Source organism: Parabacteroides acidifaciens, from assembly GCF_003363715.1.
GTDB lineage: Bacteria > Bacteroidota > Bacteroidia > Bacteroidales > Tannerellaceae > Parabacteroides > Parabacteroides acidifaciens.
Genome location: NZ_QREV01000032.1, coordinates 27942 through 54473, shown reverse-complemented (window position 1 = coordinate 54473; position 26532 = coordinate 27942). Strand labels below are relative to the sequence as shown.

General features: G+C 48.5%; 20 protein-coding genes. 7 read left to right on the top strand and 13 right to left on the bottom strand.

Features of this window, described 5'->3' with window-relative positions; all coding sequences use genetic code 11:
* Positions 1-156 precede the first annotated feature (156 nt).
* The 5 genes from DWU89_RS13280 to DWU89_RS13260 all read right to left on the bottom strand — a co-directional run bounded on the left by DWU89_RS13280 (position 157) and on the right by DWU89_RS13260 (position 7454).
* Positions 157-390, bottom strand: coding sequence for a hypothetical protein (locus DWU89_RS13280; RefSeq protein WP_115500112.1), 234 nt, complete (start codon positions 388-390; stop codon positions 157-159).
* A gap of 1194 nt (positions 391-1584) precedes the next feature.
* Positions 1585-2583, bottom strand: coding sequence for a DUF4249 domain-containing protein (locus DWU89_RS13275; protein WP_115500111.1), 999 nt, complete (start codon positions 2581-2583; stop codon positions 1585-1587).
* A 14-nt stretch (positions 2584-2597) separates the two neighbouring features.
* Positions 2598-5300: a TonB-dependent receptor gene (locus DWU89_RS13270; RefSeq protein ID WP_115500110.1), complete on the bottom strand. Its 2703-nt coding sequence runs from the start codon at positions 5298-5300 to the stop codon at positions 2598-2600.
* A gap of 3 nt (positions 5301-5303) precedes the next feature.
* Positions 5304-6182: a FecR family protein gene (locus tag DWU89_RS13265; RefSeq protein WP_115500109.1), complete on the bottom strand. Its 879-nt coding sequence runs from the start codon at positions 6180-6182 to the stop codon at positions 5304-5306.
* Between the two features lie 102 nt (positions 6183-6284).
* Positions 6285-7454 (bottom strand): ATP-binding protein, encoded by a 1170-nt coding sequence (locus DWU89_RS13260; RefSeq protein WP_115500108.1) that lies wholly within the window; start codon positions 7452-7454, stop codon positions 6285-6287.
* A gap of 441 nt (positions 7455-7895) precedes the next feature.
* Between DWU89_RS13260 and trpB the strand changes: the two genes are divergently transcribed.
* From trpB to trpA, 7 genes are read left to right on the top strand one after another with little or no spacing between them, the layout of a single operon-like run.
* Positions 7896-9083 carry a tryptophan synthase subunit beta gene (gene trpB / locus DWU89_RS13250; RefSeq protein WP_115500107.1) on the top strand — a complete coding sequence of 396 codons (1188 nt, stop codon included), beginning with the start codon at positions 7896-7898 and terminating at the stop codon, positions 9081-9083.
* An 8-nt stretch (positions 9084-9091) separates the two neighbouring features.
* Positions 9092-10495 (top strand): anthranilate synthase component I family protein, encoded by a 1404-nt coding sequence (locus DWU89_RS13245; RefSeq protein ID WP_115500106.1) that lies wholly within the window; start codon positions 9092-9094, stop codon positions 10493-10495.
* Between the two features lie 3 nt (positions 10496-10498).
* Positions 10499-11074, top strand: coding sequence for an anthranilate synthase component II (locus DWU89_RS13240; protein WP_115500105.1), 576 nt, complete (start codon positions 10499-10501; stop codon positions 11072-11074).
* 31 nt (positions 11075-11105) lie between these two features.
* Positions 11106-12101, top strand: coding sequence for an anthranilate phosphoribosyltransferase (gene trpD, locus DWU89_RS13235; protein ID WP_115500104.1), 996 nt, complete (start codon positions 11106-11108; stop codon positions 12099-12101).
* A 2-nt stretch (positions 12102-12103) separates the two neighbouring features.
* Positions 12104-12913, top strand: coding sequence for an indole-3-glycerol phosphate synthase TrpC (trpC, locus tag DWU89_RS13230; protein ID WP_115500103.1), 810 nt, complete (start codon positions 12104-12106; stop codon positions 12911-12913).
* Positions 12910-13569, top strand: coding sequence for a phosphoribosylanthranilate isomerase (locus DWU89_RS13225; RefSeq protein ID WP_115500102.1), 660 nt, complete (start codon positions 12910-12912; stop codon positions 13567-13569). The genes trpC and DWU89_RS13225 overlap by 4 nt, the downstream gene beginning before the upstream one ends.
* Positions 13570-13573: 4 nt before the next feature.
* Positions 13574-14347 (top strand): tryptophan synthase subunit alpha, encoded by a 774-nt coding sequence (gene trpA / locus DWU89_RS13220; protein WP_115500114.1) that lies wholly within the window; start codon positions 13574-13576, stop codon positions 14345-14347.
* 71 nt (positions 14348-14418) lie between these two features.
* Here trpA and DWU89_RS13215 read toward each other — a convergent pair whose 3' ends face one another.
* The 8 genes from DWU89_RS13215 to DWU89_RS13180 form a co-directional block, all read right to left on the bottom strand.
* A complete protein-coding gene (locus DWU89_RS13215; protein ID WP_115500101.1) occupies positions 14419-16758 on the bottom strand; it encodes an ABC transporter permease in 2340 nt (779 codons plus the stop codon).
* 36 nt (positions 16759-16794) lie between these two features.
* Complete coding sequence (locus DWU89_RS13210) at positions 16795-19125, bottom strand: ABC transporter permease (RefSeq protein WP_115500100.1); 2331 nt, start codon at positions 19123-19125, stop codon at positions 16795-16797.
* A 25-nt stretch (positions 19126-19150) separates the two neighbouring features.
* Positions 19151-21493: an ABC transporter permease gene (locus DWU89_RS13205; protein ID WP_115500099.1), complete on the bottom strand. Its 2343-nt coding sequence runs from the start codon at positions 21491-21493 to the stop codon at positions 19151-19153.
* Between the two features lie 99 nt (positions 21494-21592).
* Entirely contained in the window at positions 21593-22273 is a 681-nt protein-coding gene (locus DWU89_RS13200; RefSeq protein WP_115500098.1) for an ABC transporter ATP-binding protein, read from the bottom strand.
* A gap of 179 nt (positions 22274-22452) precedes the next feature.
* Complete coding sequence (locus tag DWU89_RS13195; RefSeq protein WP_115500097.1) at positions 22453-22923, bottom strand: DUF5024 domain-containing protein; 471 nt, start codon at positions 22921-22923, stop codon at positions 22453-22455.
* 30 nt (positions 22924-22953) lie between these two features.
* A complete protein-coding gene (locus tag DWU89_RS13190; RefSeq protein WP_115500096.1) occupies positions 22954-23517 on the bottom strand; it encodes a hypothetical protein in 564 nt (187 codons plus the stop codon).
* A 4-nt stretch (positions 23518-23521) separates the two neighbouring features.
* A complete protein-coding gene (locus DWU89_RS13185; RefSeq protein ID WP_115500095.1) occupies positions 23522-24013 on the bottom strand; it encodes an RNA polymerase sigma factor in 492 nt (163 codons plus the stop codon).
* Positions 24014-24173: 160 nt separating this feature from the next.
* The gene (locus DWU89_RS13180) at positions 24174-26513 is read right to left on the bottom strand and encodes an ABC transporter permease (protein ID WP_158543381.1); all 2340 of its coding nucleotides are present in this window, start codon (positions 26511-26513) and stop codon (positions 24174-24176) included.
* Positions 26514-26532 lie beyond the last annotated feature (19 nt).

Below are 26532 nucleotides of genomic sequence, written 5' to 3'. Positions count from 1 at the left end.
ATCAAAACTTGTAAATGATGATTTAGGATGCGGCAGGCTGTTTTGCGATCCCGCGTCGGAGCGCGGGAACGGGATAGTTCACTTTTTCTTAGTTTTGGACCTCCTGCAAATCTAATGAATATTACAATAACCCCCTTTTGGGGCGTTTTTTCTATTTCATCCGAAATCTTGATCGATTTTGGATTGACTCTTTTTGCGGTTTAAGCTCCTCTTTCTGACAATAGGAAAAACGAGGTGCGCAGCCTGTTCCGGAAAGCGTACAATTTGATTATCGAAAAGCGAAAACGCCGACAAAGTGATAAACCTTAACTCTCGGAGAATCGCCTGTAGCAAAATAAAACGGACGGCGTTCCAAATATCCCAAGGAAATTCAGGTGCTTTTTTGCTCATAAGACGGTCCTCTTTCCAATTACGACCGTCCTAATCGCCATTACGACCGTCCTAATCGCCATTACGACCGTCCTAATCTTCGCGAGGTGCCGAGTGCACTACACATTAGCACGGTCGTGGTGGCAAAGAGGACGGTCGTAATGGCTGGAAATGCTCAAAAAAGGCGAAAAGGTACCTTTTTGAGGTCAAAAAAGTGGATTAACATTTGTTTGGTTTCGGATGTCTTTTGGAACTAAAAAATCCGTTTTATACAATAAGCCCCCCCTGCCGCAGGCTCTCTTTTGCCATTGATTTCAATCAACGGGTTGACAAATTCCCGGCTTTGCCGGATTCCTCTGTGGGTTTGAACCCCCTTTCAAATACCTACAAGTAATCCTATTAAAGGGACTTAAGTCCACAGAGGAAGAGGCTTCGCCTCTAAGCTCTAAAACCGTTCGTTGAAACGAAACGGCAAAAGAGAGCCTACGGCAGAGGGCTTATTGTATAAAACGTGTTTTTTAGTCTCAAAAGACACCCCGAATAAAATAAATGTCAACCCACTTTTCAGCCGTCAAAAAGGAGCTTTTTTCTATGATCCGGCACCTTATCGCCATGAAGAGGGACTTTATCGCTCTGATCCGGAACTTTGTTACTCTGAAGTCGGACTTCATATAGCACGAAGTCAACCTTCAGAGCGATGAAGCGTTACTTCAAGGCAATTTTCTGCGCACCTCACAGCAACAAGCCCCTAAAATTTCCTTGGGATATTTGGAACGCTGTCCGCCTTTGTTCGCAAATAATCGATTCTCCGGGAGTTAAGGTTTATCACTTTGACGGTATTTCCTATTTTCGATAATCAAATTGTACGCTTTTTAGAATAATCTGTGCACCTCGTTTCAGCTAATGTCAGCCGGAGAGAGCAAAACCGTGAAAAGAGTCAATCCAAAATCGATCAGGATTTCGGACGAAATAGAAAAACAGTCGAAACAGGGGGTTAATGTATATTTCTCAATTCGCAGAAGGTCCAAAACTAAGAATATTTGAATCAAAAGAGCAGGCTTCGTAGGGGCAGTTCGCGAACTGCCCGGATAGCGACAGGATATATTTGTGACACAAAGGGCGGTTCGCGAACCGCCCCTACGAGGCCTGTTTGTTATATATGCCAAGATGAAACAGCCAGAAAATAGAAAGAAATATGTTATTACAAATGCTATTTTACCATAAAGGCGGACGGTCGAGCATCCGTAATGTCACCTGTTGTTCGGAAGAGGCTCCGACGAAACCCAGGCCGTCCGAAACGTTTTGGGGGACGATGACCGGCTCCATGAAAGTCTCGTTATAGTCATCCGAGTCCAGGCAGTTCATGGCACGCATATAGCGATACTGCGCTTCGGTTATGCTTTGGAGACGGACAACGACATCAAACCGGATATGCTTTTTATAGTCTTCACTGCCCCAATCGTGAAAATAAGGATAAGAGGTATAAACATTTAATGTGTAGGGACCATTCGTAAAGCGGCTATCGGTAAATATATTCCGGACATTCCGTATCGTCATGTCGAGAATGCCGAACTCATCGTCGTCCGCTGTCGTAAGATGGCCGTCGGTGAGTACGATATCTTCCTGGTTGATAATGCCCGGTTCGGAAACAGACGGGCCATACGTCACTCCATCTTCCAAAGAAGTCCGATAGGTATTCTCCTGGATAATCAGGCGATAATAATTCTTCTCCCCCGGGCGGTCGTGAATGGCAATCCGGTATCGCATACAATCCTGCATGCCGTACAAACCTTTAAGTTGCGTATGCAAAGTATCTACCCGGATCATTTCTTCGATCGGCAGAGGGAACTCCACTTCGGCATTAGCCTGATATTCCCCGTCTTCGGCTGTCGCTTCGAGACGCACACGGTCACCCGGGCGGAACTGACTTTTCAGCGTACAAATACCCCAATTCGAATAGGAGGTTACTTCGACCGTTTCCGTCTTTTCACCGTTGACATATACAATGACAGAACCATTCGTGACAGATGTAGTCGCATCTATATTGGGTTTTATCATAAACAATTTAACTTCATTTTCTTCTTTTCCGACTTCCAGAAAGGCGTTCATCAACAGTTGCGGTTCTTGCGGCCGTTCCTGATAGGGTAGCTCGTTCTCACAGGCGGAGAATAAAACCGACAGTACAATGAATAATATAGATAGATATTTTCCCATAATATATTCTTTACTCAAAATCTGAATGTATAGGTAACCGAAGGAACGCAAGGTAACAAAGTTTGCTTAATCAACCTCGTTTTCCGCTTCCAGATTGTCTCGGGATTTCCGTCCGGCCCGATATGCTGTTGTCCGATATATTCTTCTTCCTTATAGACAAGATTCGGGGTCATGGCATTATAGGCATTATAGATCGAGATGTTCCAGGTTTGCGTACCCCGGCGTAGTTTCTTATGAAAATTGATGCTCAGGTTCAGCCTGTGGCTGATGGGAAGACGGTAATTGTTGCGATGGGAAATGTAATCGATCAAATTCCCCCACTCCGTCCCGGTCTGCTTTTCGGCTACCGTAGCCGTCCCGCCGGTATTGAAGATCCAAGTGATGCCGACATCAGTCTTCTTGCTGAACGCATGGTTCAGACAGAAATTGATATTGTGGCGGCGGTCGTATTTATACGGAAAGCGTTCGCCGTTGTTGACCGTCCCGTCCTTGAACAGGCGGTCGCTTTTAGCGATCGTGTATCCCAGCCACCCAGTCGTTTTGCCGATGGTTTTCTGTGCCAGTATTTCCAGTCCGAAAGAGCGGCCGCGTCCCATCTCGACCTTTTCCTGCCATCCGCCGGATGTCCCGAAAAAGGAGGCGCCATCCTGGTATTCCAATACGTTGTGCATATCCTTATAATAACCTTCGAGCGAGAACTCCCAACCTTTCAGACCGGTATAATATCCGCCGGCGGCATACTGGTAAGAACGCATCGGACGGATATTTTTGGTGACAGGCACCCACAGATCGGTCGGCAGGGCAATGGGAGACGACGACAGCAGATGCACATACTGTTCCATCTGCGTAAAGGAGGCCTTTGCCGCAAAACCATGTTCAAAACGATAACGGCCCGAGAAGCGGGGCTGTGCCGAAAGATATCCTTTTCCCTCTGTATAGAACAGCGAAAGATGAACGCCGGCGTTCAGGCTCAGACGGTCGGCGATGTCGATATTGTCTTCGGCATAAAGCGCACATTCATGGCCGTGCAGGAAACTGTTCGACGAGTCGTTGTAGACCGTATCCTGTGCCGCCTGTCCGTTTTCATTCTCCCGTACACGGGAAGTCGTGATTTCGGGACGGAACGTATGAAAGAGGTAAGAGCCTCCGAACTTGATATGGTGGTTGGGAGCCGGCGTGTAATCGAAATCCGTCTGGAAACTCCAATCGTGTATGCCTGAACGGTAATCGGAGTTATAGACATACGACTCATTATAGTCTGACGTCACGTTGCCGTCTTCGTCCGCGCCGGTAATCTCTTTCCGGTAGCTGTCGGCCATCACCATCTGGTAATGGTTATAGGCTACAGTGGTATTGCTGAACAGTTTATTATTAAACACATAATTCCAGCGTCCGGCTGCAATCGTATTTCCCCAGTTGAAATCGATCCGGCTATTGTAGAAATACATGCGCGGGGCGCCGTCGTAGCCGTCGTATTCCTTGTCTTGCTTGTAGTCGTAATGATCTTTCCCTTTATAGAAACTAAGGAACAGGCGGCTGCGGTCGGAGAATTTATGGTTCACCTTGGCATTGATATCATAGAAATAGTAATTGTACTTCTTATCATCCGGCAGGAAAGGCCTTGCCACCAGGTCGAGATAAGTGCGCCGTCCGGTCAGGCAGAACGAGGTTTTGTCTTTTATGATCGGTCCTTCCAGATGCAGTTTGCTGGTCAGTAGTCCGACACTGACCGTTCCGTGATAATTCTGCATATCGCCGTCGTTCGTCCGGATATCCACGATAGAAGACAGGCGTCCGCCGTAACGCGCCGGGAAAGAGCCTTTGAAAAGCGTTACCTTTTTCATGGCTTCGGGCGTAAAGATAGAGAAAACACCCAGCATATGGTCGGCATTATAGATCGGAATGCCATCCAGCAGGATCAGGTTCTGGTCCGGCCCGCCTCCACGTACATACAGTCCGCTGAAACCTTCCGTCCCTGCCTGTACGCCAGGCATCAGCTGGATGGTTTTCAGAATATCGGCTTCTCCTAAGATTGCAGGCGTATTCCGGATCTGCGTCATCGGGATTTCCAGCGCACTCATGGCCGTAGCATGAATACCCGTCTCCTTCTTGTCTGACAAGACGACCACTTCCGCCAACTGGTTGTTTGTTGCCAGCCGTACATTCATTAATGTATCACTTCCGAGAAAGAAGTGTTCATGCCTCGTCTCATATCCTAAATAAGAAAAGAAAAGTTCCGTTTCCCCTTCCGGCAAGGTGATACTGTAATATCCGAACGGGTTGGTGGTCGTCCCCACACGCCGGCGGGATTCCAGGATATTAGCCCCGATTAATGTCTCGGACGACACGGCATCGGTTACATATCCGCTGATCGTATATTTCCGGGATTCCGGACGTTCGTGGAGCAGAATATGAGTACCGGATATTTTAAAGGTGACCGGCTCGTGCTCGAATGCTTTCTGCAGGATTTCCCCGACAGTTTGCTGCCGGAGATCGAGCGTGACAGGCTGTTTCAGTTGTATCTTTTCGCCATAGATAAAAGAAAAACCGGTGGCTTTTTCCAATTGGCTGACAAAGGTTTCCAGCGTCGCTTGCCGGATATGGAAGTCCAGACGCGCCGCCTTGTCCTGTGCGGCAAGCGGCGCGATCCGGAAGACTATCCATAATAGAAGAATAAACCGGGTAAACCGGCGGAGACAATATAGGTAATAATGCATAACTTAGTTAAGTTTAGAACGGATCAAGATCGTATCGTTTGTTTTTGTATAACTGAAATTACCGGCGGACTGAAGCAGATCGAGCATCTGGTCCAGACTTTCGCCTTCCGTAAAATGAGCCCTGATACGGAAATTCTTTATTGCTTCATCTGTAATCCTGATTTTTACTTGAAAGGCATTCGAAAGCTCCCGCACAATCTCCTGCAAAGGAAGGTAATCAAACCGGAAATGGCCGTCGCGCCAGTCGACCGTGATATCATTTTCTTTCGGTTCTATCTCCTGCAATGTCCGACTTTCGCGGTTATAGACCGCACTTTCTCCCGGCGACAACACAATCCGGCTGCCTGTTTCCGGCACACTGACGGCAACGGAACCTTCCAGCAAAGTCGTTTTCACATCTGCATCCCCGGGATAGGCTTCCACATTGAAATGCGTCCCCAACACCTGTACATCGACAGGTTCCGCCTTTACTATAAACGGATGCCGGGCATCTTTTTCCACCTCAAAATAGGCTTCGCCTTGCAATCGGACTTCCCTCTTTTCCCCTTTAAAGCGGTCGGGATAGGTCAAAGATGAATAGCGGTTCAATGTTACTTTCGTCCGGTCCGGCAGCGTTACGACCGATATTCCCGCACCAGCCGAAGCGGTCTGCATAGACACCGGCCGCAGATGATCGTACCCGAACCAACCGCCCAAGCAAAGAAGCACCGAAGCCGCAACAGCCCCCGCCAACCGATAAAACCTGAACTTCCTTGCCGGAGGAGAAATACGTTTTTCCAACACCTTCCAACTCTCCGAAGCGGAATAACGTCCCCGTGGCGAACGTGTCGAGGCGACAAGTTTATCCAGTGTCTTATCTATATGATCGTGTTCAGCTGCCATGCTTTCCCTTTTTATGATTGATTTCAAAGATAAAGACAGGGAAAGCGAGGATACTCACTATTGGGTTTGGCTAAAAGAATGTTAATAGTTTTTCAATCCAGACTAATAATTCAGTCCAAAACTCCAAAGAGGAATCGTATTACCATATCCTGCTTCAATATTATCTTTCACGATAAATCCTTCCTTCGCATCAGCTATTTGTTTTTGCCCCTTTCCTTTTCCTCCCACTTCAAAGGTCTTATCTCCGATCAAAAAATCAGCCAGCGGGGAAGAGATAACATCTTGTCTCACCCGCATTTGATTATAAAAGAAGGTTTCGCGGATATTTCCGATATTCGATTCACTCCTTCCCAATGCATAAATAAGGTTCGGGTTGTCCAAATAAATTTTTTCTACTTTGCCAAGGCTCCGGATTCCTCCCGTATCATCCCGCAATTGGGCAATCATACCTGCTCGTTCGATATAGAGTAGATAATCAGCTACATAATTACGGCTAATCCCTACCAAATCAGCCAGTTTCTGCATGACAGGCTTAAAAGGAACACTCCGTGCCACCACCACCAATAATTGCTTCAGTTTTCGTCCTGTAGATGTATTCATATTGGCATACTGCGGAATGTCTACTTCCATTGTCTGGTTAATCACCTGTTCCAATTCCATATAAAAATCTACATCCCGGCTAAAAGGATAATAACCTTTCTGCAAATACTCGGCAAACAAAGGTAAAGGATGGTTCACTCCGGGAATCTCTGCTTTCAAATCCAATATTTCTTCAAGCGAATATACAGGCACCGATATGCCATGAAACAAATATAGATATTCACGGAACGAAAGTCCTTGCATCTCATAGATAGGTGCACGACGGCTCAGGTCAGCTATTCCCCGGTAAATATCCAAGATAGATGAACCTGTGAAAAGTATCTGCATATCCGGATAAGAGTCGTACAGCTGTTTCAACTCCCTCGACCAGTTCTCATATTTATGAATTTCATCGATAAAAAGATGTTTCCCTCCTTGTTTACTGAATTGATCAGCAAGGTCTATCAACGAGTGATCCGTGAAATATATATTATCGGCCGACACGTACAAGGTATCTTTCAATGACAAATTTCTTTTAATATACTGCAAAAACAAAGTTGTCTTTCCCACGCCGCGTGGTCCTACCAGCCCCAACATACGGTTCTGCCATTTGATCTCATCATACTTGTAACGGATAAAATCCGTTTGTACGCCCTTCAAAAGCTTATTAAAAGTCTCATATAATCTATCCATAACATTCCGTTTCCACAAAGATACGACAATTGCACTACAAAAGTGCAGAAAAGTCATAATTTATGCACTTTCATAGTGCAATCACCATATTGAGTCATCTTTGCACTCCATACAAAGCATATTCCGGGGTAAATATGCTTTGTATGGAGTGCAAGAATCGTACATATATCACTATTTTAATAAAAAATCTTCCAAATCATTTGCAGTTTGTCAGAGAATATCTATATTTGCTGCCGTAATAACAAAAAAAGAAATGAGAACTATTTTAGTAAATACATATTGGTGGTGGCACTCCGTACAACTCACAAGGTCGTAAGGAACCAGTCCTCATGTATATACTTCCGAGATATAATAAAAGGTCTGTCGCACTTGCGGCAGGCCTTTTTTAGTTTAAGGCAATAAAGAAATCAAGAATAGAAAAATAATAAGTATAGAAGAACAATGAAGACGTATCAAGTTGATGAAAATGGTTATTATGGTGAGTTCGGCGGGGCATATATCCCCGAAATACTTCACCAATGTGTGGAAGACCTGCAAAAAAAGTATCTGGAAGTGCTGGAAAGCGACAGCTTCAAGCAAGAGTTCAACCAATTGCTCCGCAATTATGTAGGCCGCCCCTCTCCTCTTTATCTGGCCAAACGGCTAAGTGAGAAGTACGGCTGCAAGATTTACCTGAAACGGGAAGATCTGAACCATACCGGCGCCCATAAGATCAATAACACGATCGGGCAGATCCTGCTGGCACGCCGGATGGGAAAAACACGTATCATCGCCGAGACCGGAGCCGGGCAGCACGGCGTTGCGACGGCTACCGTTTGCGCGCTGATGGACATGGAATGCATCGTTTACATGGGTAAAACGGATGTGGAACGCCAGCATGCCAACGTGCAGAAGATGGAGATGCTCGGGGCAACGGTTGTGCCTGTCACTTCGGGTAATATGACGCTGAAAGATGCAACCAACGAAGCGATCCGCGACTGGTGCTGCCACCCTTCCGACACGTATTACATCATCGGTTCCACCGTCGGGCCGCATCCTTATCCGGATATGGTGGCACGTCTGCAATCTGTGATCAGCGAAGAGATCAAAAAGCAATTGCTGGAACAGGAAGGACGCGACTATCCCGATTATCTGATCGCCTGTGTCGGCGGGGGAAGCAATGCAGCCGGAACAATCTACCATTTTATCGACGACGAACGGGTAAAGATTGTCCTTGCCGAAGCCGGCGGCCTGGGAATCACGACCGGACAGAGTGCCGCCACGATCCAACTGGGTAAAAAGGGAATCATACACGGAGCCCGTACGCTGGTGATGCAGAGCGAAGACGGACAGATCGAAGAACCTTATTCCATTTCTGCCGGACTGGACTATCCGGGTATCGGACCGATCCACGCAAACCTGTCGGAGACACACCGCGCAACGATCCTTGCCGTCAACGACGACGAAGCCTTAGAGGCCGCTTTCGAACTGACAAGCATCGAAGGCATCATCCCGGCGTTGGAAAGCGCACATGCGCTGGGAGCACTCTCAAAAGTCAACTTCAAACCGGAAGATGTCGTCGTACTGACCGTTTCGGGCCGGGGGGACAAGGATATGGAAACATACATCAACTATAAGAACAAAAAGTAACTGGATATATGAATTATACATTCAAGACAATAAGCAAAAAGGTTCTCGGCGACCTTCACACGCCCGTCAGCATCTATCTGAAGGTGCGGGACATCTATCCGGAATCGGCCCTGCTGGAAAGCTCCGACTTCCACGGAAATGAAAACAGCCTTTCATACATCGCCCTCTGCCCGCTGGCAAGTATCGGTATCAATAACGGAGAATGCACGGCAACCTTCCCCGACGGAAAAAGCGAGGTTACACCGTTGACGGAACAGTTCAATGTGGCAGACGCCATGAACGCCTTCCTCGCCCGCTTCTCGATCGAAGGACAGGACAGGAAAGTATGCGGGTTGTTCGGATACACGGCTTTCGACGCGGTCCGCTACTTCGAGAATATCCCGGTGCTGGAGGCACACCACGAAGAGAACGACGCGCCCGATATGCTATACATACTATATAAGTATATCCTCGTGTTCAACCACTTCAAAAACGAACTGACGCTTGTCGAGCTGCTGCAACCGGGCGAAAACTCCAACCTGCAGGAGATCGAGACACTGATCGAAAACCGCAACTACGCTTCCTATAACTTCCAGGCTGTCGGTCCTGAAACATCGCCCATCACGGGAGAGGAATACAAGGCTATGGTTCGCGAGGGAATCCGCCACTGCCTCCGGGGAGACGTCTTCCAGATTGTCCTGAGCCGCCGTTTCGAACAGCCGTTCAAGGGCGACGACTTCAAGGTTTACCGGGCGCTCCGCAGCGTGAATCCTTCCCCTTACCTCTTTTACTTCGACTTCGGTGGCTTCCGTATCTTCGGTTCCTCGCCCGAAACACACTGCAAAGTGGCAGACGGGCACGCCAGCATCGACCCGATCGCGGGAACTGCTTTCCGCACCGGCGACGTCGCATTAGACAAACAGCGCACCGAGGCCCTCCTTGCCGACCCGAAAGAGAATGCCGAGCACGTCATGCTGGTCGACCTGGCACGCAACGACCTGTCGCGCAACGCACATAACGTACAGGTGGACTTCTACAAAGAAGTACAGTACTACAGCCATGTGATTCACTTAGTATCACGCGTCAGCGGGGAGATCGACGCAGACAGTAACCCGGTAAAAACCTATATCGACACCTTCCCCGCCGGCACACTGAGCGGAGCGCCGAAGGTACGCGCCATGCAGCTCATCACGGAGATAGAAAAACACAACCGCGGAGCCTACGGCGGCTGCATCGGCTTTATCGGCTTCGACGGAGATTTGAACCAGGCGATCACGATCCGTACATTCGTCAGCCGCGGCAACGTCCTCTACTACCAGGCCGGAGCCGGCATTGTCGCCAAGAGCAACGACGAGAGGGAACTGCAAGAAGTGAACAACAAACTGGGCGCCTTGAAGAAGGCGATCGATCTGGCAACAAAATTAATTAATTGAAAGATGAAAGTATTACTATTTGATAATTATGATTCCTTTACCTACAACCTGTTACATATATTAAAGGAATTGGGAGCAGATGTAGAAGTACATCGCAACGATAAAATAACACTGGACGAAGTAGACCGTTTCGACAAGATCCTCCTGTCGCCCGGTCCCGGCATCCCGGAGGAGGCGGGCATCCTTCTGCCGCTTATCCGCCGCTACGCACCGACCAAGAGTATATTGGGAGTATGTCTCGGAGAGCAAGCCATCGGCCAAGCCTTCGGAGCGACACTTATCAACCTGACGGATGTGCACCACGGGGTTTGTTCCGACATTCGTATTAAGGCGAAAGACCCGCTGTTTGCCGGACTGGAACCCGGTTTCCGTGCCGGACGCTACCATTCGTGGGCTGTCTCCAAAGAGAACTTCCCCGACTGCCTTGAGATTACGGCGGAAGATATGGAGGAAGGGCAGATCATGGCGCTCCGCCACCGCGAATACGATGTCCGCGGCATCCAGTTCCACCCGGAATCGGTGCTGACGCCGAAGGGGAAGACGATTATCCGGAACTGGGTCTTGGGAATTGAGAATTGAAAATTGAAAATTAAAAGTTAGACTATAAAAGATGAAAGATATATTATACAGGTTGTTCGAGCACCAGTATCTGGGACGGGACGAGGCGCGGACGATCCTTCAGAATATGGCGGAAGGCAAATATAACGACTCCCAGATTGCCAGCCTGATAACGGTCTATTTGATGCGTAACATCTCGGTGGAGGAACTGACGGGTTTCCGCGAAGCCCTGCTCGAGATGCGCGTCCCGGTCGACTTATCGGAGTTCAAGCCGATCGACATTGTCGGGACGGGGGGCGACGGGAAGAATACGTTCAACATCAGCACGACCTCCTGCTTTGTCGTGGCCGGTGCCGGATACAATGTCGTGAAGCACGGAAACTACGGGGCGACTTCGGTCAGCGGAGCCAGCAATGTGATGGAACAGCATGGCGTGAAGTTCACCAACGACGTCGACCGGTTGCGCCGCTCGATGGAGGCCTGCCACATCGCTTACCTCCATGCGCCGCTGTTCAATCCGGCCTTGAAGGCGGTCGCTCCTGTACGGAAAAGCCTCGGCGTACGCAGCTTCTTCAATATGCTCGGTCCGCTGGTCAATCCGGTGATGCCGGCCTACCAGTTACTTGGGGTGTACAACTTGCCGTTACTGAGGCTCTACAGCTACACCTATCAGGAAAGCGGAACACGTTTCGCGGTGGTGCACAGCCTCGACGGATACGATGAAATATCGCTGACATCGGAGTTCAAGGTCGCTATGCCGGAAAAGGAGAAGCTCTACACGCCTGAGATGTTAGGTTTCCAACGTGCCACAGAAGCCGAACTGGACGGCGGGGAAACAGTCGCCGATGCTGCCCGTATCTTCGATGATGTCCTGAACAACCGGGCAACTCCGGCACAGACCAACTGCGTGATCGCCAACTCGGCCTTCGCCATCCAGGTGATCTGCCCGGAGAAGAGAATCGCAGAATGCATTTCCGAAACAAGGGAATCGCTGGAAAGCGGCAAGGCGTTGGATGTGTTCAACAGGTTTATCGAATTGAATAAATAATTATGAAAGATATATTACAAGATATCGTAGCCAATAAGCGTATCGAAGTGGAGCGGCAGAAACAGGCCGTCAAGCTGCAAACCCTGTTGGGGTTGGGCGGTGAACGCCTTGAACGTCCTACCCGCTCCATGCGGGCAGCCCTTGCCGCTTCGCCGTCCGGTATTATTGCCGAGTTTAAGCGCAAAAGCCCCTCCAAAGGCTGGCTACACCCCGATGCTGCTGTTGCCGGTGTGCTGCCCGCCTACGAAAAGGGAGGTGCCTCGGCCTGCTCCGTCCTGACCGATTCGAACTTCTTCGGAGGTTCGCTTGGTGACCTTTGCAAGGCTCGCAACCTCGTCAACCTGCCTCTGCTAAGGAAAGACTTCATCATCGATGAATACCAACTGTACCAGGCGCGTGTGATGGGTGCCGACGCTGTCCTGCTGATCGCCGCCTGTCTCAGCCCGGAGCAATGCCTTGCGTTTGCGGAACTGGCCCATACTCTCAATATGGAGGTACTGCTCGAGATACACAGCGAAACGGAATTAGAACACCTTAACCCCTCTGTCGATATGTTAGGCGTCAACAACCGCAACCTCGGGACTTTCCATACCGATGTCGAAAACTCTTTCCGTCTGGCAGAAGCGATGCAGACGGTTACGCGGGAGAAAAACCTCTCACCTTTGCTGGTATCGGAAAGCGGCATTTCAGCGACAGACACCGTTGCAAGTCTTCGCAAAGCCGAATTCCGGGGCTTCCTGATCGGCGAAACGTTTATGAAGACGGAACAACCGGGCGAAACCCTCGCCCAATTCATAGGAGGGCTGTCATGATCATCAAAGTATGCGGCATGCGCAATCCGGAAAACATCCGGGAGGTCGAAGGGCTTGGCGTCGACTGGATAGGACTGATATTTTTCGCGGGAAGCCCGCGAAAAATAATGGACAATGGACAATGGACAATGGACAATTGCGACAAGCGGTATTCTAATTGTCAATTGTCAATTGTCAATTGTCAATTAAAAAGGGTTGGTGTTTTTGTCAATGCTTCTTTGGAGGAGATGATGGAAACAGCGGCACTTTTCCGGCTCGATTATCTGCAATTGCATGGGAACGAGACACCGGAGGATTGCCATGCCCTCCAAAAGCGCGGTTATTTGCTGATCAAAGCGTTCTCCGTTGCTACGGCGGACGACTTGGAACGGACTTCTGCCTACGAAGGGCGTGTCGATTACTTCCTCTTCGATACCAAATGCGACAACTATGGCGGTTCCGGCAAACAGTTCGACTGGTCTGTCCTCGAAGCCTATACAGGAGAAACGCCTTTTCTGCTGAGCGGCGGGCTCCGTCCGGAAAGTGCCGAGGCAATCCGCTGTTTTCATCATCCTCGCCTGGCCGGAATCGACCTGAACAGCGGATTCGAGATCGAACCGGGGCTGAAGGACGTAGAAAAATTAAAACGATTTATCCATGATATTAAACAAGCATAAAGATATGAACCGTATCACAAACTTATTCAACACAAAAAAGGACGGAATCCTTTCCGTCTACTTCACGGCCGGTTATCCTGCACTGGACGACACGACGAAGATATTAAAAGAGTTACAGGCAAAAGGTATCGATATGGTTGAAGTAGGCATCCCCTTCTCCGACCCGATGGCGGACGGACCTGTCATCCAGGAGGCTGCTACGCAAGCGCTCCATAACGGGATGTCGCTGCGCCTTTTGTTCGACCAGCTAAAAGATATCCGCAGGGATGTACATATTCCGATCATCCTGATGGGTTATCTGAATCCGATCATGCAATTCGGTTTCGAAGCATTCTGCCAGAAATGTGTGGAAACCGGCGTAGACGGGATGATTATCCCCGATCTGCCTTTCGCAGATTATATGGCGGACTACAAAGCCATCGCAGAACGTTATGAACTGAAAATGATCATGCTGATCACCCCGGAAACTTCCGAAGAACGCATCCGTCTGATCGACGAACATACCGATAGTTTCATCTACATGGTGTCGAGTGCTGCCACCACCGGAGCACAACAGAGCTTCAACGAACAGAAGCAGGCCTATTTCCGCCGTATCAACGGAATGGGCTTGCAAAACCCACGCCTCGTCGGTTTCGGTATTTCGAACAAAGCTACCTTCGATGCAGCCGCAGCAAACTCATCCGGTGCCATTATCGGCAGCAAATTCATCCAATTATTAAAGAGTGAACCGACACCTGCCGAAGCAGTCGACAAATTGTTGGAGGCATTAAAGAAATAATAAAACGACAATTGGGAAGCAAACGTCGCATATCGGGAATTATCCCCTACAGACGTTTGCTTCCTTCTATATCAATTATCCTTCACACTCTCCACCGGGTTCGCATTTGCCGCACGCCAGCTCTGGAAGAAAACCGAGAAGAAAGAGATAACCAGGCAGAACAACCCCGCTGCAATAAAGATCAGCGGACTGAGTGAGATGCGGTACGAGTAGTCCGACAGCCACTGCTTCATAAAATACCAGCTCACCGGCGTAGCAATCACAAAAGCAATCACGACATACATCAGAAACGTACCGACCAGGCGAATCAGGATCGACCGGTCGTCCGAACCGAACACCTTACGAATAGCGATCTCCTGCGAACGCTGCTGGATAAAATAGGTCGACATCGCCAACAACCCCAGTAATGAAATCAAGATTGCGACACAGGCGAAGATTACTACGATCTTGACCATACGAATCTGCGATTCGAACCGCTCCTGTATCTGCTGGTCGATATATTTTCCTTCAAAATCGATCTTGGTAACCTGCTCGAACACCTCGCTCACCTCCCGATAAGCCGTATAAGGATTTCCCTGGACCTCTACCAATATATTCCAGGGCCAGGAATTAGGCTTGTTGAAGTCGCGGAAACGGAGCATCAGAGGCGAACTCTCGTCAATGACCGAGTGCAGATGGAAATCCTTCAACACCCCTAAGATCGGAACAGCATTCTCATTCAGATGGAATACCTTGGCATCCTCCGGAAGTTCCATATCCCTGAAAGCCCTTTCGGTCAGATACCAACTCCAGTTATCGGACGAAGCAACATGGTTGTCCTGCTTGATCTGCAATCCGAACATATTGAACGCCGCACTGTCGACCACCAACTGCTGGAAGCTAAGCGACTTGCCCTCGTATTTACCCGTCAGGTTATTTCCCCCGTTGAAAGGCGTTCCCTCCGACATACCGACCGACTTGACACAAGGCAACTGGCGCAATCCGTCCAATACAGCCGCCCGCTCGTTGTCCGAACGGCACGTGTTATCCGCAGCCAGAATATTCGCCGTGTTATAGCCAAGCGGCGCCTCGATCATATGATTGATCTGGAGTCCCATAACAAGTGCGGCCGCTAAGATTGCAATCGTAATAATATTCTGGATCGTGATGAAACACTTGCTAAACACCATCTTCGTCCGCCTGCGGAACGTACCGCGTACGACGTCGATCGGCTTCGATGCCGAAATCAACAATGCCGGAAGCAACCCCGAAAGGACACCGATCAGCAGGATCAGCACCACAGCCGCCCCGATATAGGCCGGTGTGAAGGCATCCGACAAGACGATGCGCGTATCTAACAAACTGTTGGCAAAAGGTACTGCCGCCATTGCCAGCAACAGTCCGAAAAGGAATGAAAAGAGCGTCATCAGTGTCGACTCCATCATCAGCCGAAGGAACAATTCCATACGCGATGATCCCAACAACCGACGCGTAGCCATCTCCTTCGCCCGCTGCCCCGCCTGCGCTACCGTCAGGTTGATATAGTTAAAGACAGCGAAAATCAGGATCAGGATGCCGACAGACATCAGGACGAGGATAAACAGCTTATCACCATGTTCGAGAGACGAATACCCGGGCTTCTCGGAGAAATAAATATCTTTCATCGGGATAATCCGCACCTCTTTCCAAACGCCGAGTTTATAGGGCCAGAAATACTCCTTGAAATACTCCAGAATGTCATCTGTCCGCAAACGCAGGTCCGCCCCTTCATGCATCATCAGGAAACCGGTTGTCGATCCGGCGTTTCCGTCGTTCGTCATCGACAGGCTGCCGTTAAATTCCTGAGCACGCTCCAAACGGATCACCATATCTTTATAGGGAACGATCGAGCGGCGTATATCGGCCATCACACCTGTGACAATCACGGAAGTCGAATCACTGATCCGCAAGCTCTTCCCTACCGGATCTTCCGATCCGAACATTTTCCGGGCAAAAGTCTCGGAGAGGACAGCATCGTACTGGTCATTCAACACCTGCTTGCTATTCCCGGCCAACAGCCGGAAAGAAAAGAAGCTGAAAAAGGAGGAGTCGGCACAACAAGCCTCTGCCTTCAGTTTCCGGTCTCCATAGAAAACCTGCAAATCCGATATATTATTAAAGACAACAGGGCAAACTCTCTCGATCTCCGGATAACGCTCCTGCAAGCGGTAAGCAATCGGGATGGCAACCGCATCCCCGCTCTCATGAGCAACCACATAGATCCGCTCCCTGTTCTCCTGAAAGTTGTCGATCGACAATTCCTGTACCGTGTACACCGCAATCAGGATTACAAACATCAAAGAAACCGACAATCCGAAGACATCTATCGCCGTATAGGCTTTATTCTTCGACAAGAACTTTAAAAACGATTTAAAATTCAACAGATTATTCATTTCCTCCCCCTTCTTTTATTTCTCTATTATTAATTATCAATTATCCTTCACACTCTCGATCGGATTCGCATTTGCCGCACGCCAGCTCTGGAAAAAGACCGAGAAGAAAGAAATCAGCAGACAAAACAGACCTGCCGCAATGAATATAAGCGGGTTCAGAGAGATGCGGTAGGAATAGTCTGCCAACCAATGATTCATAAAGTACCAACTGACCGGTGTGGCAATCACAAACGCAATCCCGACATACATCAGGAACGTACCCACCAGGCGGTTTAAAATCGACCGGTTGTCCGAACCGAACACCTTGCGTATTGCCACCTCTTGTGCACGCTGCTGAATAAAATAGGTCGACATCGCCAGCAACCCCAACAACGAAATCAGGATCGCGATACAGGCAAAGATCACCACGATCTTAGTCAGACGAATCTGCGTCTCAAAATGGCTCTGTATATCCTGGTCGATAAACTCACCCTCGAAGCTGACACCCGAAACCTCCTCGAAGACCTTGCGGACCTCAGCAAAAGCCTTCACCGGATCGCCCTGCACTTCGATCACGTAGCTCCACGGCCACCAATCGGAATGATGCCGGTTGAAGCGCAACATCAACGGAGAGTTCTCCCGCGAGATGTCCCACAAATGGAAGTCCTTGATTACACCCAGGATCGGTGTCTCCCGATCATACATCTTGAACGTGGCGGCATCTTCCGGCAGGTCCATCTGTTTAAACGCCAGTTCGTTCAGGAACCAGCCCCCGTCGGAATTTGCCACATGGTTGTCTGTCTTAATCTCCAAGCCGAAGATCCGGAAAGCGGCGCTGTCGACTTGCATCTGCTGGAAACTAAGTGATTTACCCTCGTAATCGCCGCTCATGTTGTTCGTCCCGCCGGAAGGCGTCCCGTTCGTGTAGCCGACGGCCTTGACGTAGGGGATCTGGCTGAGCATGTCTTCCGCCTTCTCCATCTCGCTTCTCGAGCGGAAGACGTTATTCGTCTGGATAATGTTCTCCGTGTTATACCCCAGCGGTGCATGGATCAGATGATTGATCTGAAAATACATTGTCAACGATGCTGCAATCATAACGATAGTGATAACATTCTGGAATGTAATGAAAAACTTACTGAATACCATCTTCGTCTGCCGGCGGAACGTTCCTCGAACCACATCGATCGGCTTAGCCGACGAGATTAGGATGGCAGGTAGCAACCCGGACAGGAAACCGGTCAGCAGGATGAAGCCCACAATCGCCCCACCCCAAAGCGGCGTCCATAGCACGTCGAGCGTCAGGCGCACCTGCAACAGATCGTTCGCAAACGGCAAAGCCGCAATCGCCAACAGCAGACCAATCACAAACGAGACGACCGTCAGAAGTGTCGCCTCCATCATCAGTCGGGTAAAAAGATCGCTCCGTAGCGATCCCAGCAGGCGGCGCGTAGCCATCTCACGGGCACGCTGGCTGGCCTGCGCAACCGTCAGGTTGATATAGTTGATAATGGCAAAGATCAGGATCAGGATACCGACGGACATGAGGACGAGCGAGAAACTGCGGTCGCCACTGTTCATATTCGAGTATTTCCACTTGCCGAAATAGATCTCGGGAATCGAAACAATATAGAGGTCTTTTGCAAATCCTCTCTCATAGAGCCAGAAACGTTCCTTCAGGAACTCCAGGATGTCATCGGTCTGCGCCTTCAGGTCGGCACCGGGTTTAAGTTGGATGAAACCGACAGCCGAGCCGGCATTATTGGCACTGGTCTTCGTCAATCCGCTGTTGAATTCGGCTATACGCTCGATACGTAACAAGACATCGGCATAGGGAATGACGGAGCGGTTGATATCCTCCATGACACCAGTCACAGTGACGCTGGTCGAATCGCTGATCCGGAGGCTTTTACCGACGGGATTCTCGCCAGGGAAAGCTTTGTTGGCAAAACTCTCAGAGACGACCGCGTCGTAGGCGCTTTTCATAACTTCCTCGCGATTGCCATCCAGGACCTTAAAGGAAAACATACTGAAAAAGGTGGAGTCGGCATAGACCACATCCGCCTTATATTTCTTTTCACCGTAAAAGACCTGCATCCCTTTTCCCTGATCGGTGATGACGGGGCATACCTGTTCAATTTCGGGGTAGCGCTCCTCCAGCCAGTAAGGAACAGGAACACCCGTACCCAGGAAGTTCTCGTTTCCGATCGCATAGATGCGGTCATAATTAACTTGTTGTTTGTCTATATTCAGCTCCCGTTCCACATACACGGCAATCAGGATCACAAACATCAACGATACCGAGAGTCCGAAGACGTCGATCGCCGTATATGCTTTATTCTTACTTAGAAACTTCAGAAAAGACTTGATATTTACTATATTATTCATGTCTTAGAATTATGGATCATAATACTCAACTAACCTTCACACTCTCTACCGGATTCGCATTCGCCGCCTGCCAGCTTTGGTAGAAGACCGCGAAGAAAGATATCAGCAGGCAAAACAAACCGGCCACAAGGAAGATAAGCGGACTAAGCGTGATACGGTAAGAATAGTCCGCAATCCATTTATCCATGATATACCAGCTTATCGGCGCAGCAATCACAAACGCAATCACCACATACATCAGGAACGTTCCTACCAGACGGCTCAGGATCGCCCGGTTATCAGACCCGAAGACCTTGCGGACAGCAACCTCCTGCGAACGCTGCTGGATGAAATAGGTCGACATCGCCAACAATCCCAACATCGAAATCAGAATTGCAACGCAGGCGAAGAGCAATACAATCTTGACTAAACGTATCTGCGAATCGAACGAACCCTCGATCTTCTGTTCGAGATAATTCCCCTCGAAATCAACCTTCGTCACATCTTCAAAAATCTCGCGCACGGCAGAATAAGTCGTCATGGGCTCTCCGTCCACCTCGATCAGAACATTCCAGGGATGGCTGTCCGGCTTGCTGAAATCACGAAAGCGCAGCATGACTGGCGCACTTTCCATATTGATATTCCGCAGGTGGAAATCTTTCAACACACCTAATATCTGAGCCGGTTCGTCATCCTTCAGCCCAAAATATTCCGCATTTTCCGGCAACTCCATATCCCGGAAAGCGCGTTCCGTCAGATACCAACTCCAAGGCTTGGACGAAGCGACCTGATTATCATGTTTAATCTGGAGCCCCAATATCTTAAAAGCCGCACTATCGAGTGTCATTTGCTGAAAACTAAGCGATTTCCCTTCAAACACCCCGGTCAGGTTGTTCGTTCCACTGAAAGGAGTCCCATTAGAGAAACCGACAGCCTTAACATGAGGCAATTCCCGGATGCGGTCGATCGCTGCGGCCTTTTCGCTATCTGAACGTAAAGTATTCGCCACGACCAATATATTGGAAGTATTATAGCCTAACGGCGCGACGATCATATGATAAATCTGCAATCCCATCACCAAGGCTGCGGACAGCGTAGCGATCGTAATCGTATTCTGGAAAGTGATGAAGACTTTACTGAACACCATCTTCGTCTGCCTGCGGAACGTACCGCGTACCACGTCGATCGGCTTCGAAGCCGAAATCAGCATAGCAGGCAAGAACCCCGACAGCACTCCGATCAGCAGGATAAGCCCTGCCGCCATACCGATCCAGGCAGGCGTACAAGCATCGGCCAGATAGATCTTCGTATCCAGCAATTCATTCACATAAGGCACCGCTGCCACAGCTAACAGCAACCCGATGATAAACGAAAACAACGTCAGCATCGTCGACTCGATCATCAACCGTATGAACAGTTCCGTGCGCGATGACCCCAACAGGCGGCGGGTAGCCATCTCACGAGCACGCTGCCCGGCCTGCGCCACAGTCAGGTTGATATAATTGAATACGGCAAAGATCAAGATCAGGATGCCGACAGACATCAACACTAACACGAAATTACGGTCGCCGGTCTGGAGCACCGACCATTCGTATGAAGAAAAATAGATATCGTTGAAAGGAATAACCCTCACCTCTTTCCACACATCGATCGTATAAGGCCAGAAAGATTCTTTCAGGAAATCATAGATATCGGAAGTCCTCGAAGCCAAATCCGCCCCCTTATGAAGCATTAAGAAACCGGCTGTAGAACCGGCATTGCCTTCATTCGTCAGCGATAAACCTCCGTTAAATTCTTTCGCACGTTCCAGACGCGCCAGTATGTCGCAAGAAGGGAGCACCGATCTGCGTATGTCTTCCATTACTCCGCTCACGATTACCGTTGTCGAGTCGCTGATCCGGAAACTTTTACCTATCGGTTCTTCACCACCGAACATCTTCCGGGCAAAAGTCTCGGAGAGAACCACGCTATAGGGATCTTCCAATGCCAGTTCACGATTTCCTTTCAAGAGTTTGAAAGAGAAGAAATCAAAGAAGGTGGAGTCGGTACACATCATATCCACTTGCAACATATTATCGCCATACAGGGCTAATATATTGCTGAAGTTACCCGGAACAACAACCGGGCAAACCTTCTCGATCTCCGGAAACTGTTCCTTCAAGCGGTAAGGGATAGGGATAGCCGTTCCCAAGCCTTTCTCATTCCCAATCACGCAAATCCGGTCACCATTCTCCTGGAAACGGTCCGTCGCCAATTCTTGATACGTATATACCGTAATCAGGATCACAAACATCAGCGACACCGAAAGCCCGAAGACATCGATTGCCGTATATCCCATATTCCGACTCAGGAACTTCATAAAAGACTTAAAATTCAGTATATTATTCATGCGTACTCCTCCTTTTTAAAAATATATCCGACTTTCACAAGCCGGATATATCTGCAACAAAACAATTTGAATGTGTCTATGTGTTATTCTTGCAAAACATTAAATGAATTCACTTACCGACGAAACGATGCTACCGTCAAAGAGGTTAACCACACGGTGTGCAAAGCTCGCGTCGTGTTTGGAGTGCGTTACCATAACAATGGTAGTGCCTTCCTTGTTCAATTCGGTCAGGAGTTGCATCACTTCCGCACCGTTCTTGGAATCCAGATTACCGGTCGGCTCATCGGCGAGGATGATCTTCGGATTGGAAACGACGGCACGGGCGATAGCTACACGTTGTTGCTGACCTCCGGAGAGCTGCTGCGGGAAGTGGCTGGCACGATGGCTGATGTTCATTCGTTTCAGGATATCGTTTACCATTTGCTTGCGCTCACTGGCTTTGACCTTCAGATAGGTCAGCGGCAACTCTACGTTTTCAAATACATTCAGCTCATCGATCAGGTTAAAACTCTGGAACACGAAACCGATATTCCCTTTACGCACCTGGGTACGTTCTTTTTCCTTCAGGTGTCCGACTTCTTTATCTGCCAGGTAATAATCACCCGATGTCGGGTTATCCAATAACCCTAAGATATTCAGCAACGTTGACTTACCGCAACCGGAAGGTCCCATGATTGCGACAAACTCACCATCTTTCACTTCCATCGACACGCCGTTCAATGCGATTGTTTCTACTTCCTCAGTGCGGAAAAACTTACTTAATCCTTCAATTTTAATCATGACTGTATCTGTTTTTATTGTTATTACATCTTCTTGCCTAATTATAGGCAAACAGCGTGCCAAAGTACATAAATTATTTATTTACAGCGCTATAAAGAATTTGATATTTTTCGAAAGTGTCTAATTTTTTGACAGTAGTGTAAAGATATTAGACACTTTGAACAAAAATGGCTCGAGGTTTATCCCCATTCGCTTTCTTCCTTGAACTCGAAACGTTCGATCTTTGTGACCCGGATATTCCCGTTCCTGAGCAGATACTCATTATCCTTATATCCGGGTTTGAGATTAAGATCATCCAACGAATAGGATATGTCGCTCGTTCCGGAAGAGAAACGGTAAAAAGAGGGCAACACCCTTCCGTTCTGTTTCGATTCGATCACTTTGTAAGCCGCTTCTTTATCCTTCTGGAAAGCGTTTATAAATTCATCCAGCAACTTCGGGTTATCCTTCGTCGAAAAAGTGATCGTGATCACTTCTTTCACAGGTTTCTTTGTCTTCCGATCTTTGTCGTAGATCACTTCCACGTTCACTTTATCCTTCGACTCGCACTTCTTCATCAGCGCATTCAAATTCGTCTGTGCCAATAAATCGCCGGCCCAGCTCCCTGCTATCAGCAGGACAGCCGTTAAAATAAGATTCCTTGTTTTCATACTTTCTATTATTATATGGTTATTAAATCATCATTTATCTTTATATCTCTCTTCCAACATCTCTATGTCGGATTCGATTTGTTTCGCCTCTTGTTCTTTCATTTTTATATCATGCAGGGTTTGCCGGTGCTGTTGTACGGGTTGCAATGCCATCCGTTCCTTCTCATAATGTGATTTCTCGGCTTGCCGGATCATCTTGTCCAAATCCTTGGCCACATTTTCCGGTATTTCCGTCTTTACGCCGTTGCGGATGATGTAGCTTCCGGCGTACGGATTAAAATCATCTTCCTGCTTACGATCCTCTTTGTTCAAAAACAAGAACAACAACAAAGAAGCGGCCACAGCGGTACCTATCCATAACCACTTTTTGTAAAAAGGGACTTTACGAACCTGTTTCGAGGAGTTCTCCTCCTCCACTTCACGGGCGATTCCGGTTTCAAAATAACCGAACACAGGTTTGTAGGGCTTCAAATGTTCCGGCAAATCCGGACGTGCGAAGAAGGCATATAGCTCCTGCTCTTCGACATTGGACGTTTCCCCTTCGAAGAAACGCTCCAACAGATTTTCTATATATGTATATTCGTCTGATTTCATCCTGTTACATTTTTAAGAATAGTTCCTTGACTCTTTTACGTGCTCGCGAGAGGTTCACGCGGACAGCTTCCGGTGTACTGCCTGTCAACTCGGCAATCTCCTTCACCTCGAAACCATCGACATGTTTCATCCGGAGTATCGTCTGTTGCAATCCGGGCAGTTGTTCCATAATGCTCATGACATGGCTCACACTGTCTTTCTGTTCCAACGAAACGTATGGATTATCGTCTGCGGTTATAATTGCCGAATCGGACAACTTCTCCTGCCTGTACTGGAAGGAACGGAGGCGGTTCAGACAAAGGTGCTTGGTGATCTGCACGGCAAGCGCTTCCACGCTATCGTAACGCTCCAGTTCCTCACGGATATACCACAGCTTGAGAAAAACCTCCTGCACGATATCTTCCACATCTTCGGGATCGTCCAGCAAGCGACGGGCACATCCCGACAACTTCCCCCTGAGTGGTACGACTTCTATTTTAAACTGTTCTTGTTCCATTCTATTAATAAGACACGCGACTTAGACAAACATAACATGGATAATGTGCCAATTTATTAATATGCCAATGTGCCAATGAAATAAAAGACGATTCACTGAGATGAGGTCTTTTTATTCCATTGGCACATTTAGCGAAGCGCCACATTGGCAAATTGGCAAATTATTCTGACTTAATGCTCTTCACCGGGTTTTCGTTCGCCACATACCAGGAGCGAAGGACGACGCAGAACCCGATCACAATCAGCAAGGCAAGGCCTCCCAATATAAAGATAAAGACATTCAACGAAATCTTTTCCGGGAAATTCTCCAGCCACTTATCACCTGCCAGATACGTTCCGATCAGGCCGACAATAACCGCCGGCGTACCGATCACAATGATATTATGCAACAACAATTTCAGCACATCGACCGCCGTCGCCCCGTTGACCTTGCGGATAGCAATCTCCTTGCTCCGCCGGCGTATCTCATCGGAGACATATCCGACAAGCCCCATCAGCGTAATCAGCAACATGAATACGGCCGCCACCGCTACGGAATTACGGAACCGCTCGGTGTCGCGATAGGATTCATGGATTTTGTCGCGATAAGTGGTCAAGACTATATCCTGCTCCGGAAGCAATTCCCGAAGACGGTTTTCAAGCATCGAGAAAGACTCGGGCGACATCTCACGAAGACGTACGTTTATGGATAAAGAGTTCCAGTCACTTCCGATACCGACAATGATCACCGGTGTCTGCGGAACGAATATGGAACCGACTATGAAATCATCGAGCACGCCGGCAATCACAATATCGAACAATCCCTTGCATTTATAGACTTTCCCGATCGCATTGTCATCCCAGCGTAGAAGTTCGAGGAATTTCCGGTTAACCAGAGCCGGAGTCGGTTCGGCCATAAAAGAGGGAATATTAGAACCCTGCACGAGGTTCAACCCTAATGTGCTCACATAGCTGGAATCTGCAAATTGGAAGCGCAGTGTAGCCAACGCCTCCTGTGTTTCCGGATCGATCAAGGGTGTACCGCTGAAAAAATTGCAGATCAGATAACTGGCAAACGTAATATTCTCTATTTCCGGAGAACGCATCAGCTCCGTTCTTACCATCTGCTGACGCTCGGACGGGATGCTGTCAAGATCACAATAGACAATATTATCCGGATGATAGCCGAGGTCCTTATTCAAGACCTTATTATATTGCAGCAGGATGATCGCCAGGAAAATCAGCATAAAGGCCGCACAAGCAATCTGCACGCCTAACAATCCCTGTTTCCATCCGCGCTTGCTGTAGTTATAAAAACGGAACGCCTGTGTCACAGGAATAGCCGAAAAGATACGCGCCGGCACAACACCTGAAAGCAAGACTACCAGGAAGACCAATCCTAACGATACCAGCAATTGCCGTCCGGAAAAAAGCGAACCCAGCGTCACTCCTGTCAGTTCCGTAATCAAATCTCCCGAAACCAAAACCAGCAGAGCCGTACAAACCAACGAGAGCAGGATCAGGATTACCGTTTCGGACAGATTCATCATAAAGATATTCCCGGTGCTGGCTCCGTTACTTTTATAGATCGCCATCGTACGGGCGCGGGTAGCCAATGACGAGATAGACATCATCACATAGTTCAGCGAGACAGCCACCAGTATCAGCGTTGCTAAAAGCGAAAGGACGAGCAAAGTCAGCTTCGTTTCCTTATTGTCCGTATGCAAAGTCGTGATAGGCTTCAGATAGCAATCAAAAGCATAGCCGCCTTTTTTCATTGACTCGCGGTCCATATGGCGTGCCAACATCTCAGGTATGGCTTCTTCATTGATCGCATTTATATCGACACCTGCCTGCATGCGGACATATCCTCTATAACCGTCTCCCCCGTCCCAACTATTCCGGCTGTTCCGGGCAATCGAATAAATCAGGTTAAAATCGAGGTGCGAGTTTTCCGGCACATTTTCAAATGTCCCGACCACAGTCAGAGTTTCCTTATGGGCTTTATCATTGAATAACGTCTTCCCTATCGGGTCCTCTCCTTTAAAGATTCGTTTGGCAAGCGATTCCGAAAGGAATACATTCCCGCCCGTCTTCAATCCCATCTCGCTACCGGAAAGAATCTTATAAGGAAGCGTTTTGAAAAACATCGTATCAGCATAGATTGTCTTGACGGAGTAACGGTCCTCCCCATTAAAAATGACCCGCTCGCCGCTCTCGAGAAGAGAAGTCCCTGCAATAGCTCCCGGTATCTCGAGCGGCATTGTCGGGGCTACAGGCTGGAAAGTAAAGGAGTAATCGTTCGATTTAGCCTCGGCCGACCCTACACCTGTCGTATAAACCGTTTGTACCTGATAAATATTCTCCGCCTCCGGCAAGAATTTATCATAACTCAAATCGAATGCGATACGGGCAAACAGAACCAAACCGATCGTTAAGCCTAACGTCAAGGTGAAAATCTTAATCAGGTTATTACCCCAGGCGTTTTTCAAATAGCTGACTGTATAAAATAATTGTTTCATGATATAATATATTTCTATA